Below are 19,165 nucleotides of genomic sequence, written 5' to 3' on the forward strand. Positions count from 1 at the left end.
TCCATGTCCCGACCGCATCTGCTCGACGCCTTGCGCGACCGCGTTCTGCTTTGCGACGGCGGCATGGGCAGCCGCGTGCAGGCCCTGACCCTGGATGTCGAGCGCGACTACTGGGGCAAGGAGAACTGCACGGAGGTGCTGAACCTCTCCCGCCCCGACCTCGTGCGCGAAATCCACCGAGGCTACTACGAGGCCGGGTCGGACGCCGTGCTGACCAACAGCTTCGGCGGCTCCCCGGTCACGCTCGAGGAGTTCGAGCTGGGCGACCGCGCCTTCGAGATCAACAAGCTCTCGGTGGAGCTGGCGCGCGAGGCCGCGGAGACCTTCGCCGACGGGCGCCCGCGCTGGGTGATCGGCGATATCGGCCCCGGCACGAAGCTGCCGAGCCTCGGCCATATCGAATACGACCGGCTGGAAGCCGCCCTGCACGAGCAGTGCCGCGGCCTGATCGCGGGCGGGGCGGATGCGCTGCTGACCGAGACGAACCAGGACACGCTTTTCATCAAGGCGGCGGTCAACGCGGCCAAGCGCGCCATCGCCGAGGCCGGGAGCGACATCCCCATCTTCGTGCAGGTGACGGTCGAGACGACCGGCACGCTGCTGGTCGGCCCGGACATCGCTGCGGCGGCGACCGTGATCGACGCGCTGGACGTGCCGCTGATCGGCCTGAACTGCGCCACCGGGCCGCAGGAGATGGCCGAGCATGTCCGCTGGCTGTCGCGCAACTGGCGCGGCCTGATCTCCTGCCAGCCCAATGCCGGCCTGCCGGAGCTGGTGGACGGCAAGACGCACTACCCCCTCGGCGCCGAGGAGATGGCAAGCTGGATGGAGCGCTTCGTCACCGAGGACGGGCTGAACCTCATCGGCGGCTGCTGCGGCACCTCCATCCCGCATATCACCGCGCTGGACGCGATGCTGCGCAAGCTGGCGGGCAGCGCGCTGCGCCCGGCCCCGGTGGCGCGCAAGCCGGTCTGGGTTCCCTCCGTCGCCTCGCTGTACGGCGCCACCGCGCTGCGTCAGGAGAATGCCTATTTCTCTATCGGGGAGCGCTGCAACGCCAATGGCTCCAAGGCCTGGCGCGAGCGGCAGGCCGCGCATGACTGGGACGGCTGCGTTGCCATCGGCCGTGAGCAGGTGGGCGAGGGCTCCAACTCGCTGGACATCTGCACTGCCTTCGTCGGCCGCGACGAGATGGCCGAGATGAACGAGGTGGTCACGCGCTTCACCTCCTCGGTGAACGCCCCCTTGGTGATCGACTCCACCGAGACCCCGGTGATCGAGGCCGCGCTGAAGCTGCATGGCGGCAAGCCCATCATCAACTCGATCAACTTCGAGGATGGCGAGGGCCATGCGAAGGACCGCCTGATCCTGGCGAAGAAATTCGGCGCCGCCGTCATCGCGCTCACCATTGATGAGGTGGGCATGGCGAAGACGGCCGAGGACAAGCTGCGCATCGCCCGCCGGCTGGTGGACTTCGCCTGCAACAAATACGGGTTGCCGCAGAGCGACCTGATGATCGACCCGCTCACCTTCACCATTGCCACCGGCAATGAGGACGACCGCAAGCTCGGCCTTTGGACCCTGGAGGGCATCAAGATGATCCGGGACGAGTTCCCGGACATCCAGATTATCCTCGGCCTGTCGAACATCTCCTTCGGCCTCAACCCGGCAGCACGCCATGTGCTGAACAGCGTGTTCCTGGACCACGCCGTGAAGGCCGGAATGACGGGCGCAATCGTCCATGTCTCCAAGATCAAGCCGCTCCACCTCATCCCCCCTGAGGAGGTGAAGGTGGCCGAGGACCTGATCTTCGACCGCCGGACGGAGGGCTACGACCCGCTCCAGGCGCTGCTGGAGCTCTTCGCTGGCCGTAAGGCCGCCGATACCGCCAAGCGCGCCAAGGCCGAGACGGTGGAGGGCCGGTTGAAGGACCGCATCGTCGATGGCGACCGCAAGGGGCTGGATGACGAGCTGGCCGATGCGCTGGCCAGGGGCATCACCCCGCTCTCCATCATCAACGACATCCTGCTGGACGGCATGAAGGTCGTCGGCGAGCTCTTCGGCGCCGGCAAGATGCAGCTTCCCTTCGTGCTGCAGAGCGCGGAGACGATGAAGGCCGCCGTCGCCTATCTCGAGCCGCATATGGAGCGCATCGAGGGGCAGGAGAAGGGCACGATCGTCCTCGGCACGGTGAAGGGCGACGTGCATGACATCGGCAAGAACCTCGTCGACATCATCCTGACCAACAACGGCTACAAGGTCGTCAACCTCGGCATCAAGGTGCCGCTGCAGGACATCGTCACCGCGGCGCGCGAGCACAAGGCGCATGCCATCGGCATGTCCGGCCTGCTGGTGAAGTCCACCGTGGTGATGCGCGAGAACCTGGAGGAGATGTCCCGCCAGGGCGTCGATATCCCGGTCATGCTCGGTGGCGCGGCGCTGACGCGCAACTATGTCGAGGATGATTGCGTCCGCGCCTATGCCTCCGGCCGGGTGGCCTATGCGCGGGATGCCTTCGATGGCCTGCACCTGATGGACAAGGTGATGGGCAACGGCTTCGACGACTATCTCGCCGCCCTGCAGACCAAGCGTGCCGGCAAGGGGAAGAACGAGCGGCGCACCCTCGGCACCGCCGATGCGCGTGGCTTCGCGCCCGTCGAGATCGGCTATGCCCGGAACCGGCGCCAGCGCCTGACCGCGGAGGAGCCCGTCCCCACGCCGCCCTTCTGGGGGGCGAAGGTGGTGGAGGCCCCGCCCAAGGCGATCGTGCCCTTCATCAACGAACGCAGCCTCTACCAATTCCAGTGGGGCTTCCGGAAGCAGGGCCGCTCGCTGGACGACTTCCTCGGCTGGGCGAAGCAGGAGCTTCGCCCGGTGCTGCGGCGCATGCTGCAGATCACCGAGGAGCGCGACATCCTCAAGCCCCAGGCCATCTACGGTTACTGGAAATGCGCGGGGCAGGGGAACGACCTCATCCTCTTCGAGGAGGACGGCGTGACGGAAGCCACCCGTTTCACCCTGCCGCGCCAGCCCAGGGAGGACGGCGACTGCATCGCCGACTTCGTGCGCGACGTGGATGACGGCCCGGAGAAGCGCGACGTCATCGGCCTGCAGGTCGTCACCGTCGGCCAGAAGGCCAGCGACATGGCGCGCGAGTGGTTCGAGGAGAACCGCTACCAGGACTACCTCTACCTCCACGGCCTCTCGGTCGAGATGGCGGAGGGCATGGCCGAATACGTGCACAAGCGCATCCGCGCCGAATGGGGCTTCGCCGGCGAGGACGCGCGGGACATGGAGAAGATGCTCTCCCAGGGCTACCGGGGCGGCCGCTACTCCTTCGGCTACCCCGCCTGCCCGAAGCTGGAGGATCAGGAGCCGTTGCTGCGCCTGCTGAAGGCGGACCGCATCGGGGTCTCGATCTCGGACGAATGGCAATTGCATCCTGAGCAATCCACCTCCGCGATCGTGCTGCACCACCCGCGCGCGAAGTACTTCTCGGTCTAGGGCCGGGCGGGCTATGTCGGGGCGGATGAGCCCGACCCCATGAGCCCGACCGAACGCACCGCCTGGACCAGCCTCGGCGTCGGCCTCTCCGTGCTCGCCCTGAAGGGGGCGGCATGGTGGCTGACCGGCAGCACGGCCCTGTTCGCCGACATGCTGGAGACGGTGGTGAATGTCGCCGCCGCCTCGGCCGCGCTGGCCGCCGTTCGCTATTCGGCCCTGCCGGCGGATGAGAACCATCCCTATGGCCATGCCAAGGTCGAGTATTTCTCGGCGGTGCTGGAAGGCACGCTGATCCTCGTCGCAGCTTCCATGATCCTGCAGGAAGCCTACCAGGCCTGGTGGCGCCCCAAGGTGCCGGAGCAGCCGGTCATCGGCCTCGCCCTTTCGGCCGCCGCCACGGTCATCAACGGAACCTGGGCCACCATCCTGGGCAGGCGGGGCCGGCGGCTCGGCTCGCCGGCGCTCGTGGCGGATTCGCACTACCTCATGTCAGATGTGGTCACCTCCGCCGGGGTCATCATCGGCGTCGGGCTCGTCGCGCTCACCGGCTTGCTCTGGCTCGACCCGCTGCTGGCCGGGCTCACGGCGGTGATGATCCTCTTCTCCGGCTGGCGCCTGCTGCGGGAAAGCGTGGGCGGGCTGATGGACGAGGCGGTGGGGCCCGACGACCTTTCCACCATCCGCACCCTCGTCTCGGCCGAGGCCGCCGGGGCGATCGAGGCGCATGACCTCCGCACCCGGCGCGCGGGCCGCATCACCTTCGTCGAGTTCCACCTCGTCGTTCCCGGCGCCATGGCGGTTTCCGAGGCGCATGACATCTGCGACCGCATCGAGACGGCGCTGAAATCCGCCCTCGGCAACGCGGTGATCACCATCCATGTGGAGCCCGAGGGCAAGGCGAAGCACAGCGGGGTGCTGGTGCTGTGATCCGCCGCCCTTGAGCAGCCACGCCGTCGAGGGGGGCTGGGCCTTCGCGCCCGTCGCCGCGCCGGCCTGGCGCCCGCGCGCGCGCCGGGTGCGGCGGCGGCGCTGGGCGCTGGGGGCGGCGGCCCTGCTGCACGCGGCGGTCTTTGCGGCCATCCTGCTCGATCTCGACCCCCGCCGCCTGCCCGAGCCACGGGTGGTGGAGGGGACGCCCCTGGTCTGGGAAGGCCCGATCGGGGCGGGGGAGGGGGCACCGACGCTCTCCCCGGATCTCGTCGCGCCGCCTCCCGCCCCGGAGGATGCGGCGGCCACCACCACGGCGCCTTCCGAGCCCGCCCCGCCCGCAGAAGCCGCCGCCCCGGCCCCGGCCGCCCCCGAAGCGCCCCCGCCCGAAGCGCCCCCGCCCGAGGCGCCCGCGGCCGAAGCGGCGCCTGCTGTCCCTCCGGCCGAGCAGGCTGCACCGCCCCAGGTTCCAGCGCCCGCACCCGCCGCACCGGCCGCCCCGCCGGCGCCAAGCCCTGCGCCGGCCGCGCACCCCTTGCCGCTCCCTCCGCCGCCGCCTCCGCCCATCCCCGCTCGCCCCGCGCCCACTCCCCCGCCGCCAGCCCCCTCCGCCAATCCGGCGCCGCCCCCCTCGGCGGCGGGCGCCCCGATGCGGACGGTCGAGGTTCCGGTCGCGCCCGGCGCCATCCGTCTGGGCGCTGGCATGGCGGGCGCACCCGGGGAAAGCCGTGCCGTCGGTGCCCCGCAGCCCGGCTGCGAGGACGTGATCGGTTATCCGGAATCCGAACGACAGCGCGGCGTCACGGGCGCCGTTGTGTTCCGCCTCCGCGTCTCCGACGATGGGCGGGTGGTGGATGCGCGGATCGTGCAGCCCAGCGGCTCCTTCGCGCTGGACGAAGCGGCCCGGCGCGGCGTGCGCCGCTGCCGGTTCGTCCCCGCGCTGCGGGACGGCGTGCCCGTCTGGGGCAGCCGGGACTATCGCGTGGTCTTCAACCTCAACTAGGGCGGCGCATCCATGGTCAAGCTGGACGTCATCACCACCCGCGGCGGCGATACCGGGCAGACCTCGCTCGGCGATGGCACGCGGGTGCCCAAGCATGCGCTGCGGATCGAGGCGCTGGGCGCGGTGGACGAGGCGAATACCGGGATCGGCCTGCTGCGCCTCCATACGGCGCAGGAGGAGGATGCGATGCTCGCCCGCATCCAGAACGACCTGTTCGACCTCGGCGCGGACCTCTCCGTCCCGGGAGAGGAGGGGGGGCTCCGCGTCACCGCGGCGCAATGCGCGCGGCTGGAGCGGGAGCTGGGGGCCATGAACGCCGACCTCCCGCCCCTGCGCTCCTTCGTGCTGCCGGGCGGCACGCCGGCCGCCGCCCATGCGCATCTGGCCCGCACGCTCGCCCGGCGGGCGGAGCGGGCGGTGGCCGCGCTCGCGGCGGCGGAGGCGGTGAATGGCGACGCGCTGCGCTACCTCAACCGCCTCTCAGACCACCTCTTCGTGCTCGCCCGCAGCCTCAATATGGGCCAGGACCCTCTCTGGGAGCCTGGCGGGAACCGAGGCTGAGGAGAGCGCCGCGCCTCAGCGGCGCAGCCGCCGCCCCTGCGTGCTCGCCTGCAGATAGGTGAGGTGCTCGCGGATGCGGTCCACCGCCAGCAGGGCGATCGCGCGATCGGCGGCGGGCGCCGCGGAGTCCTCGGCCATCGCCAGATAGGTCGTCAGCGCCTCCTGATGGCCCTGCACCTGCGCGGCAACGAAGAGCTGGTCGAACTGCATGCCGCTCGCGGCCTGCAGCTGCTGAAGCATCGCAGCCTTCTCCGCCGGCGGGGGCGGGGGAGGAACGGCCTCGCCGAGAAGCCCGAAGGCCTGCACCAGCCCTTGCTGCTCGCTCACCTCGAAGGGGGCGAAGCGGCGGAGATCGGCGCGCTGGGCCTTGGTGGCGCCGAGCTGCGCGGTCTGCATCAGGAAGGCGCCGCCCTGGATCGCCTGAAGACGCAGGCGGGACGGCGCGGCGCCGATGGAACCCTGCGGAACGGGCGGCACCATGCCCGGGGGCTGCGCGGTGGCGGTGCAGCCCGCAAGGCCTGCCCCAGCCAGAATGACACCCAATGCGCGACGATCGATCATGCTGCGGCCTCCATCATGCCGGCTTCGCCACCCGATGGATCGCTCGAAGCCGAAGCCCGAACGTCACGGAATGTGGAAGGGTTGAGCGTGACAGGCGAGAAACCGCAGAAACAGCAATAAATATCAGGTATTTAACATAGGTGATTGCGGGTCGTGCCCTGGGGCTGGGGGCTCAGCGGAGCCCTGTTCCCTCGCGCAGCAGGCGCCGGAAGAGTGGCACGGCGGCGGCCAGCTCCGCCACGGGGACATGCTCCCGCGGCGAATGGGCGACCGCGATATCGCCGGGGCCCAGCACCAGGCAGGGTGCCAGGGCATTGAGCCGCGTCGCATCCGTGCCGAAGGGAACCGTGCGCGCGGGCTGCCCCGTCGCCGCCACGGCCGCGACCACCAGCGGATGCTCGGCGGGCAGTTCCGGCGGAGAGCCATCCACGTTGTAGCGCAGGGCGAGCCCCGCCCGCGCCGCCGCCTCTTCCACCGCCCGGATCACCGGGGCCGGGTCCAGCCGGCGGGAGTAGCGGAACTTCATGCGCGCCGTGGCGCGGGCCACCGTGACATTGATCGCGGTGCCGTGGTTGTCGATGACGATGTTCAGGTCGGGGAAGGTCGGCTCATAGCCGTCGTCGCGCCAGGCCGCTTCGGTGCGCAGCCGGTCGTGCAGCGCCCGCATCTCGGCCAGGAAGGGGATCAGCGCGAGATTGGCGTTCACGCCGAGGCCGGTGGAGGAATGCGCCTGCACGCCGGATGCCACGGCCTCGAAATTCACCGTGCCGCGGTGGCCGCGCACGGGGGCAAGCCGCGTCGGCTCCGCCACCACGATGCCCCGCAGCGCGGCCCGTCTCGCCAGCTCCGACCTCTCCACGATCAGCGCGGCGCCCGCCTTGGTCGTCTCCTCGTCGGTGGTGATGAGAAGCGTGACCGGAATGTCCGCCGGCAGGCCCTTCGCCGCCACGATGCAGGCCGCGACCGGTCCCTTCATGTCGGCGGTGCCCAGGCCGTGCATCAGGCCCTGCCCGTCGATCCTGGCGGAGAAGGGATCCTCCTGCCAGCCCGTATCCGGCACCGTGTCCAGATGGCCCGAGAGGGCGAGGCCCCCGGGGCCGCCGCGATGCGCGACGATGGCCCGCTTGGGCACGCCCGCCGCGTCGTTAAAATCCAGGCGCTCGACCTCGAAGCCGGACAGCTCCGTTTCCACCCGCTCGGCGATGGGGAGGTTCGAGACGAAGGAGCGGCTGTCGATGCGGACAAGATCGGCGGCGAGGGTGGCGACGGCCTCGGCATCGGTGTGATCGGTCATGCGGAGGGTATCCCTTGCGGCGCGCCCGGCGGCAAGACAGGTTGCCGCCCCCTGCCAGGAAGGAGCCGACGTGACCGCCTATCTCGACCCGCGCAGCGGACAGACCTGGCCGCTGGAGGCGCCTCGCTGGCGTGGAGGTGACGGCCAGCCGCTCCTCCTGACCGACCTGCCCGGAATCACCCGCGGCGAGATCGAGCCCACCGCGCCCGGCCTCTGGCGCTACGCCGCCGCGCTGCCCTTCCTCCCCCGCCAGCCGATCGCGATGGGAGAGGGGCGCACGCCGCTTCTTCCCCGGCGCCTGGATGGCTTTGAGGCGCTGCTGAAATGCGAATGGCTGATGCCCACCGGCTCCTTCAAGGACCGCGGCGCCGCGGTGATGCTGTCCCTCCTGCGGGAGCAGGGGATCACGGCGGTGCTGGAGGATTCCTCCGGCAACGGAGGTGCCGCGATCGCGACCTATGCGGCAGCGGGCGGGATGCGGGCCCGGATCCTGGTGCCGGAGAGCACCTCCCCGGCCAAGACGGTGCAGTCCCGCGCGGCCGGTGCCGAGATCCAGCTAACGCCCGGCAGCCGGCAGGACTGTGCCGACGAGGCGCTGCGCCAGGGCAACGACCCCGCTTCCGGCTTCTTCTACGCCAGCCACAACTGGCATCCCTTCTTCCTCCAGGGCACCAAGACGCTCGCCTATGAGCTCTGGGAGGATCTCGGCTTCGAGGCGCCGGATGCGGTGGTGATCCCCTGCGGCGCCGGGTCAAACGTGCTGGGCTGCGATATCGGCTTCGGCGAGCTGCTGCGTGCCGGCCAGATCGCCCGCCTGCCGCGGCTCTATGCCGCCCAGCCCGCGCATTGCGGCCCGATCGCGCGGGAAGCCCTGGGCCTTCCCCCGCTGCCGCCCCGCCCGACGATGGCCGAGGGCACGGCCATCGCCCAGCCGATCCGTCCGGCCGAGGTGCTCGGCGCGCTGCGCCGCAGCGGCGGCGGAGGCGTGCTGCTGGAGGAGGCGGAGATCGCCGCCGCCTCCCTCAGCCTTGCGCGCCAGGGCATCTATGTGGAGCCAACCTGCGCCCAGGCCGTGGCGGCACTGGGCAAGCTGGCGGCGGCCGGCAGCATCCGGCCGGGGGAGCGTGTGGTCGTCATCCTCACCGGGACCGGCCTGAAGGCGACGCCCCGTTATGCGGAGATGCTGGGGATCGGGCCGGTCTGACGAAAACGGCTTGCCGGCCGGACCCTGTCGAAGCTCGCAAACGTCAAGTCGTGACGGATGGGAATAGATTTGCGGCGCCGGCGGCAACTGGCGCCGCGGGGGCCCCATTTGTTCCGCGTGATCCTGCAGCTCGACCCGCCCCTGCCCATGGAGACCAGCCGAGGCGCCGGGCTGGCGCATTTCATGATCGACTACGGGCCGGAATCCCACCTCATGTGGGTGGTGTTCCTGAACGCCGACGGCGCTTGCTGGACGGTGCCGAACCCAGAGGTCCGGATCCAGGCGAACTGGTCCATGCAGCGCCGCCCGGGTGAGAAGTCCTTCGCCAAGCCCGGCCCAGCGGCGCTGCCAATGCGAGTGGACGAGGCCCCGGCCGCTCCCTCTGGGCACCAGGACGGCACGCCCCTGAACGGCTACGGGCTGAACGGGCAGGGCCTGAACGGCCACGCCTTCAACGGTCATCGGCGCTACCATGCCTCCTCCACGGAGCTGTGAGAGCGACGAGCCGCCTGCGCGGTCAGACCACCCAGATATCCGCCGCGGAGAGATCCGTGCCCGCCGTGACGGAACCGATCCGGATCGCATCCTCCCCGCCCGAGCCGTCACGGTCGTAGAGCAGCGTGCCGGAGGTGGGATCGTAGAGCAGGTACTGCGCCGCCGTGTTGGCGCTCGTGCCGACGCCTGAGTTGTCCGCCGCGAGCGCGCCGCCTGCCACTGCCGTGAACACGGCGCCATCCAGTTCGATCCGGTCTTCGCCCTTCGTGAAATCCATGACGCGGGAGAGGTTGCCCTCGCCCAGCGCATCGAAGCGGAAGCGATCCGCGCCATCACCGCCGAACAGGCGGTTGGAACCTGTACCGCCCATCAGCAGGTCGTCACCACCTTCGCCCAGCAGCGTATCCTTGCCACCCCCGCCTGACAGGATGTTCGCCAGCCCGCTGCCGATAATGCGGTTGTCCAGCGCGTTGCCGGCGCCCGATACCGCCTCGCCGGCAAGGATCAGCTTCTCGACATTCGCGCCCAGCATGTAGTCGATCCGCGCGGTGACGCGGTCATAGCCTTCATCCGCCAGTTCCACGACCAGATCGCCGGCCGCGTCCACCTCATAGCCGTCATTGCCCAGGCCGCCGGCCATGCTGTCATGCCCCTCGCCGCCGAGCAGCCGGTCGTCGCCTTCGCCACCCGAGAGCCGGTCATCCCCGTCCTGCCCGCGCAGTGTGTCGTCGCCCGCATGGCCGAAGATGTCGTCTCGCCCCTGGCCGCCCTGGAGGAAATCCGCCGTCTCGGTGCCATCCAGCCGGACGACGCCCGGCGCGCCTTCCCCGGGGCCGTATTCCTCCACCACCTTCACCCCGAGATCGGTGTGGTCGGTGAAGAACCCGTCCGCGCCAGCCTCGATGAGGTGGCGGATCGCATCCGTGGCCGTCTGGACGGTGCCATCCGCATTGAGGCTCAGCGAGTTCTCCTCGGCACGGACGGTGTAGGGAATGACCTTCAAGCCCTGCGCATGCGCATTGGCGATGAGGTCCGTCACCTCGCCGGTGAGCTGGGTGTGAATCTGTGCCCGGCCGTCGCCATTCCCATCCACCGGGCTGGACAGCTCCACCCGCGGCAGGATCGCCGAGAGATTCGGCGCCACGATGTCGGCATACCGCGCAATCTCCGCCAGGCCCTCGGGCGTCGCCGTGTTGCCCACCAGCAGCAGCATCAGGTCGATGCCGGCCGCGGGCAGGATCCGGTCGTGCAGAACCTTGAGTATCTTGAGGTCGCCGGAGCTGAGGAGGACGCGCTCGGGCTCCGTGAAGCCGTGGGCGAGCAGAGTATCCACCAGCATCTGCGGCGTGTCGTAGCCCTTGGCCATCAGCACGCCCGTGTCCTTCAGCTCCGGCACGATCGCGATCTTCTCGCCCGTCTCCGCCTCGTGCTGCTTCACCAGCGCCAGGATCTCGTCCAGCGTCGCGATCTCGAACTGGCCATCATAGGCGGCGCTTTCCGGGCGCCGGTTGCCCGTGCGCTCCACGGCACGCAGCGTCTTCAGCTCGGCCAGGGTGAAGTTCTCGATCACCCATTCCCGGTCGGCGAACTCCGGGTGTTCGGCGATGTCGGTGCTCTGCGCCAGCGTGTGCTCGTGCCGGGCCACCAGCACGCCATCGCGGGTAGTGACCAGGTCCGGCTCTATGAATTTCGAGCCCATCTCGATGGCGACGCGATAGGCTTCGATCGTGTGCTCCGGGCGCACGGCGCTCGCACCGCGATGGGACACGACGATGGGGGGCTGCCCGTCCAGCGTGTTGAAGCTCGCCATGGATGGACCCTTCCCGCTTCCTGCGTGGCCGGGTCGGGGAGCCGCCGAGGGTGCGCTCCGGGCTTCCTGACCGGTTGCGCGGGCTTAGGAGGGCTGCGTGACGGCGGGGTGAGTATGGTATTGCGGGACTGTGAAATGTTGGCTCGGAGGGCGCCTTCGCGCCCGGAGGCGCGGGCCAGCCGTTAACGGCACTTTAGGGAGAACGGGCGGAGGGTTCGGGCGCCACAAAACGTAGGCCACCCGATGACTCCCGAACCCGACCGTACCCTTGTCTTTCCGGGGGGCATGCCGGATGCCCTTGCGTTCCGCGAACGCGCGGAGGCCCGCGGCGCCTCCGTGATCGGCGCCTCCTCGATCGAGGATGATCCGGCCCGCGGCTTCTATCCGGAATGGGAATACCTCCCCTTCGTCACCGGGGACGGCTTCGACACCGCCCTGGCCGGGCTGATCCGGCGGCGGGGCGTGCGCTCGGTCTACACGCCGCACTTTGTCATCCACCGCCATCTCGAGGAACGGCTCGGCCAGATCGCGCCCGGTACGGCGCTGGCGGCCGGCCGCTTCCCGCAGGATGAGGAGCGTGCCTATCGCGCCCTGCGCGAACGGGTGGCGTCGCTGCCCTGCATCGCCCCGCCCGGCGCGGCACGGGCGCCGCTCACCCCGCTCGAACGCCTCGGCCTGGTCCGGCTCACCGGCACCATCCCCGGCATGTGCGGGGAGGAGAAGATGCTGGCGCTGATGGAGGTGATGCGCCACGCGCCGGAAGGGGACATCGTCGAGATCGGCTCCTGGTGGGGGCGCTCCGCGGCGCTGCTCGTGCTGCTGGCCCGGCGCTGGGGCATCGGCCCGGTGCTCTGCGTCGATCCCTGGGAAAGCGCGGCCATGCCGCAGGGGAATGCGCTGCTGGACAGCACCAGCGCGCGGCTAGACACGGAGGAGGCGCTCCGCATCTTCGAGATCAACCTCTCGCCCCTGGCCGGCGGCAGGCTGAACTATCTCCGCGCCCGTTCCACCGCCGCGTGCGCCTATGCGCCCGGCCTGGAGGTGACGACCGCCGCCTTCGGTACCACGCGCTACAGCGGCCGCATCGCCGTCCTGCATATCGACGGCAACCACGCCCATGAGGAGGTGGAACGCGACATCGCGGCCTGGGTGCCGCGCCTCCGTCCCGGCGGGTGGATCATCTTCGACGACTACGAATGGGCCTTCGGCGACGGCCCGCGCCGCGCCGCGGACAGCTTCGTCGCGCGTGAGGCGGGGCGCATCGCCGCCACCTTCCGCGCGGGCCCCGCCCTTCTCGTGCAGCTCCGGAACCACGCCCATGACTGACCATGCCAAGCCCGGCCTGGAGGAGTTCGACTGGCTGATGCGGACCAAGGGATGGGTCCTGTTCAGGAATGTCGTGCCCGCGGCGCAACTCGGCCCCATCCGGGAGGCGGTGCTCCGGAGCATCGAGGATTGCGGACAGCGACAGGTCGCCCTCGGGGCCACCGCCGCGCCGGATGGCACGTCCCACCACGCCCTCGGCCAGTATCCCGCCCTCGACGAATTCCTCGCGGGCCGCTGGCTCGCCGAGGAGGTGGGCCACTACTTCGGCGGCGCGCCTTTCATCCTGCACGCCTTCAACCCCGTCTGCGTGGACCCGGGCGCGACGAGCTATGTCCACGCCATCCACCGGGACGTGCGCACCCATGGCGGTGACTTCCGGCTGATGCTGAACATGCTCGTCATGGTGGATCCCTTCACGCTGGAGAATGGCGCCACCTATGTCCTGTCCGGCTCCCAACGCTGCCCGCAACCGCCGCCAGAAGCACTGTTCCGGGACGGCGCCGAGCGCCTGACCGGCCCGGCCGGCAGCATCGTGCTGTTCGACAGCAATCTCTGGCACGCCGCCGGCGAGAACCGCTCCGGCACGCCGCGCGCCGCTCTGACGCTGAGCTTCAGCCGCGCCTTCATCAAGCAGCAGATGGATTATCCCCGATTCCTCGGGCCGGATTACGGGCGGCGCCTTTCGCCCGAGATGCGGCAGCTGCTCGGCTACAACGCGATGGTGCCCACCTCCTATGAGGAATTCTACCGCCCGCGCGCATTGCGTCTCTACAAGGGAGACCAGGGATGAACGCCGTCGCACGCGACTTCGAACGCGAGGCCGGCGAGTTCGGCGGCCGCCGCTACAACTACGATTTCGACGGAATCCTCCGGCATTACATGATGCAGGCCTTCGCGCCCTTCCTTCCGGCGGGCCGCGCGCTGGAGCTGGGTTGCTATCTCGGCGAATCCACCGAATGGCTCGCGGGCCGGTATGACGACCTCACGGTGGTGGAGGCCGCGCCGAGCCTGGTGGAGGCCGCGCGCGACAGGCTCGGCGGCCGCGCCCGCTTCATCTGCTCCACCTTCGAGACGCTCGAGACGGAGGAGGTCTTCGACGCCATCTTCCTGATCAACACGCTGGAGCATCTGGACGACCCGGTGGGCGTGATGGCGAGGATCCGGCGCTGGCTCGCGCCCGGCGGGCGGCTCTTCGTCCTCGTCCCGAACGCCCAGGCGCCCTCGCGGCAGATCGCCGTGAAGATGGGCCTCATCACCCACAACGCCGCGGTCACGGAGGCCGAGCGGGCCAACGGCCACCAAAACACCTTCTCCTTCGACACGCTGGAGAGGGTGGCCCGCGAGGTCGGCCTGCGGGCGATCCATCGCGGCGGCCTGATCTTCAAGGCGCTGGCGAACTACCAGTTCGACGCCGCGCTGAAGGCCGGCATCATCTCCGAAGCCTATGTGGAGGGCTGTTACGAGCTCGGGATGCAGTATCCGGAGCTCTGCGCCAGCATCTTCCTGATCTGCGAGGGAGGGCGGGGCTGATGGCCGTGGACTGGGCCGCCATATCACTCACGCCAGTGGGGGCGGAGGACGTGCCCCGCCTCAATGCCTGGCAGAACGACCCCGCCTTGCGCGACCTCACCATGGGCTTTCGTGGCCCGGTGGCCGAGGAGACGACGGCCGGCTGGGTGCGGGGCCTCGCGGAGCAGAATCTCCGCACCCGCGTGGCCTTCGCCATCCGGCATCAGGACACGCTCAAGGGGCTGGTGCAGCTCCACACGGTCGACTGGGTGCAGCGCAGCGCCATGCTGGGCCTCTATGTCGCGGAGGAGGCGGACCGCGGCGCCGGGCTCGGCTTCGCCGCGACCTCACTTATCCTGGACTATGCTTTCGACGGCCTCGACCTGCAGCGCGTCGGGCTCTCCGTGCTCTGCTCGAACCTGCCCGCCATCGCCCTCTACGACCGGCTCCGCTTCACGCGGGAAGGGGTGCTGCGATCCGCCTTCTTCCTCGCCGGGCGGCGGGAAGATGTCGCGGTCTACGGCCTGTTGCGGGACGAATGGCGCAGCATCCTGCCGCAGGAGGCGCGTCGCCTCGTGCCGGTGCTCGCGCCGGAGTGGTGCTAGGCGCCAGGCGGCGCGTCGCGTCCCGGTTCCGGGTCCGCCGCGCCGCGCGCCGCCTGGCCCCCATAGGCGGGAAGGGACCAGCCACCCCCCAGCGCGGCCGCGCGGGTGCCGAAGGCCACCAGCGCGCCGGCGCTCACGGCGATGATCCGCCCTGCTCCGGCCGCCTCCAGCGCCAGGAAGGTTCCCGCCCCTGCCGCCGCGGCGGTGGCATAGATCTCCCGGCGCAGGATCAGCGGGATTTCGCCACAGATGATGTCGCGGATCAGCCCCCCGAAGCTCGCCGTCATCACGCCCATCATCACCGAAACCCAGGGCGCCATCCCGGCCCGCGCGGCCAGCTCCGCCCCCAGCACGGCGAAAACCGCCAGCCCCGCCGCATCGGCCCAGAGGAGAAGGGCGACCCGCCGCTCGATTCGCGGTGCCAAGAAGAAGACGAGCAGGGCGCAGAGCGCGGCCAGCGCCGCCAGGTCGGGCCGGGCCAGCCAGCCCACAGGCAGGCCCAGCAGCAGGTCGCGCAGGGTGCCGCCCCCGAAGGCGGTCACTCCCGCCACCAGCAGGAAGCCCACGGGGTCCATCCGCTTGCGCGCGGCCGCCAGCGCGCCGGCGGTGGCGAAGGCGGCGGTGCCGGCCCAGCCCAGCGCCTCCAGCGCCAGGTCGAAGGGCGCGGCCATCACGCCTATTCGGCGGGGAGCGGGGAGGGGGAGGCGGCCCGCGCCTGCCGCAGCGCCTCACCCCGCGCCGTGCCGGCGCAGAACAGGGAGGCGAGCAACAGCAGCGCAACCGTCGGCAGGACCAGCCAGGGCATGCCGTTGTCCAGCATCAGGCCGAACGGCACGGGGGTGATGGCGCCGCCCAGCGGCAGGCCGGAGGAGATGAAGCCGAACACCTTCCCGATCTCCCCGGGAGGCGCGGCGTTCTTCACCATCACGTCCCGCGGCGTGCGCGACGCACCGAGCGCTGCGCCCGCGACCAGCGCCACGACCGGCAGCACCACATCCGGCAGGGGCAGCAGCCCCATGGCGAGGAATAGGACGATCGAAAGCGCCGTCAGGCCGGTCACGAAGGTGAAGTGCCGGCTGTAGCGGTCCGCATACCATCCGCCGATGAGCACGCCGCTCGTCGCCCCGACCACGTAACCGGTGAGGGCGAGGGAGGCGATGGCCAGCGGCGTGCCCCAGAGCCGATCCAGCGTCGCGATGAGGAAGGACTGCACTCCCACCCCCGCCATGGAGGACAGCAGGAAGAAGGCGAAGAACATCAGCATGGTGCGCGAGAACAGCACCTGCCGCCCGACCGGTGCCCCGCTCTTCTTCGGACGCGCCTGGTCCTTCAGGATGCGGGACTGCAGCATGATGGCCGCCACCACCGGCAGGCCGAGCAGCCCGAGGGCCAGCAGCGTAGGCCGCCAGCCGATGCCCAGCGTCTGCACCATCATCCCAAGCACGAGCGGCGCGGCGGCGAAGCCGAGATTTCCCGTGAAGGTGTGCATGGCAAACGCCCGGCCCATGCGCTTCTCGCCGATGCTGCTGCCGAGGATGGCGTAGTCGGCCGGGTGGATCACCGAATTGCCGATGCCGGACAGCACCGCGAGCCCGAGGATCACCCAGTAGCTCGGCGCCAGCGCCATGGCCGAGATGGAGAGCGCCATGATCAGCGTGCCGCCGAGCAGGTAGGGCCGCGCCCCGTGACGGTCGACGAGGAAGCCCACCGGCGTCTGCAGCAGGGCCGTCACCGCGCTCATCAATGCCACCGAAAGGCCGAGCACGGCATAGGAGACGCCGAACTCCTCCCGCCAGATCGGGAAGAGGGGGGCCAGGCAGAGCATGTAGAAATGCGAGAGGAAATGGCCCGTGCCGATGAGCCCGATAATGCGCCAGTCGCGATCGGGCGCCGCATCGGCCGGGACGTTCTCGTTCTGCATGAGGCGGAAACTGCTCCCCGCTCCCGGGACGGTCAATCGCAGCTTTCACAGCCCGCCGCGCGGCGTGATTCGGCCTCAGGCCACCAGCGCAGGCTGCGCCACGGTCTCGCGGATGGCCTGCACCAGGGGCTCGGCGAGCGGTGCCAGCCCGGCCAGGTCCCCGAACACCGCCATTTCCGCGGTGCCGAGCGGCGGCAGGCCCGCCAGCGGCGCCAACCCTTCCGGCAGGCCGGAGGCGCCGATCACCGTGGCCCCCAGCCCCGCCTGGGCGGCGGCGGCCACGCCGAGCAGGCTGGGCGAGGTGTAGGTGATCTCGAAGCCCAGCCCGGCACGGGCGAGGGCCGCGAGCGCCCGGTCACGGAACATGCAGCCGGCCGGGAGCATGGCGAGGGGCAGGGGGCGGCCCTCCGGGACGACCCAGCCCGGTGCGGCAGCCCAGATCACTGGTTCCGTCCACAGGATGCTGCCCTCGCTCTCCCCGTCCCGCCGCTTGCCGAGGACAAGGTCCAGCGAGCCGGCCTCCATCGCCCGCCGGAGATCGTGCGACCGCCCGACCTCCACCTCCAGGCGGATGCCGGGATGGGATCGGGCGAAGCGGGCGAGGAGGGGGGCCAGGTTGCGCGGCACGAAATGGTCGGCGACCCCCAGCCGCAGCCGGCCCGTGACAGGCGGGGCGACCAGGCGCTGCACCGCCTCCTCGTTCAGGGCAAGCATGCGCCGGGCATAGGCGAGCAAGGTTTCGCCCTGCGGCGTGAGAGCGACGCTCCGGCTGGTGCGCTCCAGCATGCGCTTGCCGAGAAGCTCCTCCAGCCGCCGGATCTTCAGAGAAATGGCGGATTGCGTGAGGCCGAGAGCGGGGGCGGCTGCCGTGAAGCCGCCGCGTTCCGCCACCTGCACGAAGCAGCGGAGAAGGTCGAGATCGAGGTCCGGAACGCGCATGGGGGCGCAGGCTGAGCCCGCGCCCCCATGAGGTCAATGAGGATCCGGCAAGCTAAGTGCCGGATCCATGAGCCCTGCCGATGGTTCAGATATCCTCGTCGAAGCCGCCGGCATCATCGAAGCCACCGGCATCGTCATAGCCGGCGGCATCATTGCCGCTCCAGCCGCCCTGATCCGAAACCGGGGAGGCGTCGTTGCCCGCGCCCGCCGGGTCGGTCCAAGGCGAGGAGGCCGGGGTGTTCACCGCCTGCTCCCCGAAGGCGCCGGTGGCACCGGAAACGGCATCCGAGGCCGCGGTGGCGGCCTGCGCCGCGCCGCCCGAGAACATGCCCATCAGCGCATTGCCGAGCACCATGCCGCCCGCGACGCCCGCCGCGGTGGTCAGCGCGGTGCCGAGGAAGCCCGAGCCGCGGCCCTGCTGTTGCATCATTGCCGGGTTCATCGCGCCCATGGGCGGCTGGATCGGCTGCGGGCGGGGCGTGTAGGGCACCTGCCGGTTGCCGCCACCGCCGAACATGCCGCCGAACAGCCCGCCGCGGGACTGCTGGTTCGCCTGCACCTGGTTCTGCGTGTTCTCCAGCTGCCACTCCAGCTCCTGGATGCGGTTCTGGGCCTGCACCAGCGCCGCTTCCTGGACGAAGGCGGTCTGGGTGATCCGGTAGCGCGCCTCGGGGTAGCGGGCGAACAGGTCGTTGATCAGCCGGTCGGCCTCCGGGTCCACCGGGGGCAGGTTCGGCGCCGACTGGGTGCTGGGAACGCTGCGCGCGCCCCAGGGGCCGGTGGAGGTCGCGGCCGGCTGCTGCGCGACGCCTGCGACGCGCTCCACATAGCCGGTGATGATGCGGCGCTCTTCCTCGGTCATGTCCCTCGAATGCTCCTTGTAGCGGGCGGAGGCCCGCGACGGCGGCGAGATGGCCCGTGGGCCGGAATCTTTCAAGATGTTAATGTGGGGGCTCAGGCGGGCACCCGTCCAGGAAGGCCCAGCCGCCCCCATTCGATGACGGGGCAGCGATCCATCGCGATGGCCACTCCGGCCGCCCGCGCCCGCTCCGCCGCCGCATCATCCCAGATGCCAAGCTGCAGCCAGACCGACTTCGCGCCGAGGCGAATCGCCTCGTCCACCACCGGGCCTGCCTCCTCGCTCCGGCGGAACACGTCCACCATGTCCAGCGGCCCGGCCTCCTCCAGCGAGGCGACGCCCGGCGCGCCATGCACCGCCCGGCCATTGAGGGCGGGATTCACGGGAATGGCGTGGTAGCCGCGGGCCAGGAGGAAGCCGAAGACGCCGTTGGAAGGACGGCCCGGCTTGTCCGACGCCCCCACCACCGCGATCCGCCGGGTCCGCAGCAAGAGGTCCCGCACCTGGTCGTCGCTCAGCCCGTCCCGGCCCATCTCATCTCTCCCGATACCAGCCCAGGCAGTTGGGGCGGCGGTGCCCTGACGCCAATGGCCGAGGCTGCCGCGGCAATTGGGGCATGAACGCGGCTGCTCCGCCTTTCGTGAGCC

Annotated in this window: 18 protein-coding genes; 10 read left to right on the forward strand and 8 right to left on the reverse strand. The window is 70.5% G+C overall.

What is annotated here, in order from left to right; all coding sequences use genetic code 11:
- Positions 1 to 3 precede the first annotated feature (3 nt).
- From metH to BUB97_RS01130, 4 genes are read left to right on the forward strand one after another with little or no spacing between them, the layout of a single operon-like run.
- Positions 4 to 3,504: a methionine synthase gene (gene metH / locus BUB97_RS01115; RefSeq protein WP_073130459.1), complete on the forward strand. Its 3,501-nt coding sequence runs from the start codon at positions 4 to 6 to the stop codon at positions 3,502 to 3,504.
- A gap of 39 nt (positions 3,505 to 3,543) precedes the next feature.
- Positions 3,544 to 4,431, forward strand: coding sequence for a cation diffusion facilitator family transporter (locus BUB97_RS01120; RefSeq protein WP_073130462.1), 888 nt, complete (start codon positions 3,544 to 3,546; stop codon positions 4,429 to 4,431).
- Between the two features lie 10 nt (positions 4,432 to 4,441).
- Positions 4,442 to 5,434 (forward strand): energy transducer TonB, encoded by a 993-nt coding sequence (locus BUB97_RS01125; RefSeq protein WP_073130466.1) that lies wholly within the window; start codon positions 4,442 to 4,444, stop codon positions 5,432 to 5,434.
- 12 nt (positions 5,435 to 5,446) lie between these two features.
- Positions 5,447 to 5,995 (forward strand): cob(I)yrinic acid a,c-diamide adenosyltransferase, encoded by a 549-nt coding sequence (locus tag BUB97_RS01130; RefSeq protein ID WP_073130468.1) that lies wholly within the window; start codon positions 5,447 to 5,449, stop codon positions 5,993 to 5,995.
- Between the two features lie 15 nt (positions 5,996 to 6,010).
- Here BUB97_RS01130 and BUB97_RS01135 read toward each other — a convergent pair whose 3' ends face one another.
- The gene (locus BUB97_RS01135; protein ID WP_073130470.1) at positions 6,011 to 6,556 is read right to left on the reverse strand and encodes a DUF4142 domain-containing protein; all 546 of its coding nucleotides are present in this window, start codon (positions 6,554 to 6,556) and stop codon (positions 6,011 to 6,013) included.
- 172 nt (positions 6,557 to 6,728) lie between these two features.
- The gene (locus tag BUB97_RS01140) at positions 6,729 to 7,850 is read right to left on the reverse strand and encodes a M20 family metallopeptidase (protein ID WP_073130473.1); all 1,122 of its coding nucleotides are present in this window, start codon (positions 7,848 to 7,850) and stop codon (positions 6,729 to 6,731) included.
- A 70-nt stretch (positions 7,851 to 7,920) separates the two neighbouring features.
- Between BUB97_RS01140 and BUB97_RS01145 the strand changes: the two genes are divergently transcribed.
- Both BUB97_RS01145 and BUB97_RS01150 read left to right on the forward strand, forming a co-directional pair.
- Complete coding sequence (locus tag BUB97_RS01145) at positions 7,921 to 9,054, forward strand: threonine synthase (protein WP_073130475.1); 1,134 nt, start codon at positions 7,921 to 7,923, stop codon at positions 9,052 to 9,054.
- Positions 9,055 to 9,162: 108 nt separating this feature from the next.
- Positions 9,163 to 9,549, forward strand: coding sequence for a hypothetical protein (locus tag BUB97_RS01150; protein WP_073130478.1), 387 nt, complete (start codon positions 9,163 to 9,165; stop codon positions 9,547 to 9,549).
- Between the two features lie 22 nt (positions 9,550 to 9,571).
- Here the strand turns inward: BUB97_RS01150 and BUB97_RS01155 are convergent, their stop codons facing one another.
- Positions 9,572 to 11,359, reverse strand: coding sequence for a glycerophosphodiester phosphodiesterase family protein (locus BUB97_RS01155; protein ID WP_073130480.1), 1,788 nt, complete (start codon positions 11,357 to 11,359; stop codon positions 9,572 to 9,574).
- Between the two features lie 285 nt (positions 11,360 to 11,644).
- Between BUB97_RS01155 and BUB97_RS01160 the strand changes: the two genes are divergently transcribed.
- Genes BUB97_RS01160 through BUB97_RS01175 form a run of 4 tightly spaced genes read left to right on the forward strand, consistent with a single transcriptional unit; the run spans position 11,645 to position 14,799 of the window.
- Positions 11,645 to 12,685 (forward strand): class I SAM-dependent methyltransferase, encoded by a 1,041-nt coding sequence (locus BUB97_RS01160; protein ID WP_073130483.1) that lies wholly within the window; start codon positions 11,645 to 11,647, stop codon positions 12,683 to 12,685.
- Positions 12,678 to 13,475 carry a phytanoyl-CoA dioxygenase family protein gene (locus BUB97_RS01165; RefSeq protein ID WP_073130486.1) on the forward strand — a complete coding sequence of 266 codons (798 nt, stop codon included), beginning with the start codon at positions 12,678 to 12,680 and terminating at the stop codon, positions 13,473 to 13,475. The genes BUB97_RS01160 and BUB97_RS01165 overlap by 8 nt, the downstream gene beginning before the upstream one ends.
- Entirely contained in the window at positions 13,472 to 14,215 is a 744-nt protein-coding gene (locus BUB97_RS01170) for a class I SAM-dependent methyltransferase (protein ID WP_073130489.1), read from the forward strand. The genes BUB97_RS01165 and BUB97_RS01170 overlap by 4 nt, the downstream gene beginning before the upstream one ends.
- Positions 14,215 to 14,799 carry a GNAT family N-acetyltransferase gene (locus BUB97_RS01175; protein ID WP_073130492.1) on the forward strand — a complete coding sequence of 195 codons (585 nt, stop codon included), beginning with the start codon at positions 14,215 to 14,217 and terminating at the stop codon, positions 14,797 to 14,799. Before BUB97_RS01170 ends, BUB97_RS01175 begins: the two co-directional genes overlap by 1 nt.
- On the opposite strand, the gene BUB97_RS01180 is transcribed toward BUB97_RS01175, so the two are convergent.
- The 5 genes from BUB97_RS01180 to BUB97_RS01200 all read right to left on the reverse strand — a co-directional run bounded on the left by BUB97_RS01180 (position 14,796) and on the right by BUB97_RS01200 (position 19,051).
- A complete protein-coding gene (locus BUB97_RS01180; protein ID WP_073130495.1) occupies positions 14,796 to 15,470 on the reverse strand; it encodes a trimeric intracellular cation channel family protein in 675 nt (224 codons plus the stop codon). The two genes, BUB97_RS01175 and BUB97_RS01180, sit on opposite strands and share 4 nt — an antisense overlap.
- Before the next feature lie 5 nt (positions 15,471 to 15,475).
- A complete protein-coding gene (locus BUB97_RS01185; RefSeq protein WP_073130497.1) occupies positions 15,476 to 16,720 on the reverse strand; it encodes an MFS transporter in 1,245 nt (414 codons plus the stop codon).
- A 75-nt stretch (positions 16,721 to 16,795) separates the two neighbouring features.
- Complete coding sequence (locus tag BUB97_RS01190) at positions 16,796 to 17,659, reverse strand: LysR family transcriptional regulator (protein WP_073130500.1); 864 nt, start codon at positions 17,657 to 17,659, stop codon at positions 16,796 to 16,798.
- An 85-nt stretch (positions 17,660 to 17,744) separates the two neighbouring features.
- Complete coding sequence (locus BUB97_RS01195) at positions 17,745 to 18,521, reverse strand: DUF2076 domain-containing protein (RefSeq protein ID WP_073130503.1); 777 nt, start codon at positions 18,519 to 18,521, stop codon at positions 17,745 to 17,747.
- Between the two features lie 92 nt (positions 18,522 to 18,613).
- Positions 18,614 to 19,051 (reverse strand): CoA-binding protein, encoded by a 438-nt coding sequence (locus BUB97_RS01200; RefSeq protein ID WP_073130506.1) that lies wholly within the window; start codon positions 19,049 to 19,051, stop codon positions 18,614 to 18,616.
- Positions 19,052 to 19,165: the final 114 nt, after the last annotated feature.

Source organism: Muricoccus roseus, assembly GCF_900141905.1.
Taxonomy (GTDB): Bacteria; Pseudomonadota; Alphaproteobacteria; order Acetobacterales; family Acetobacteraceae; genus Roseomonas; species Roseomonas rosea.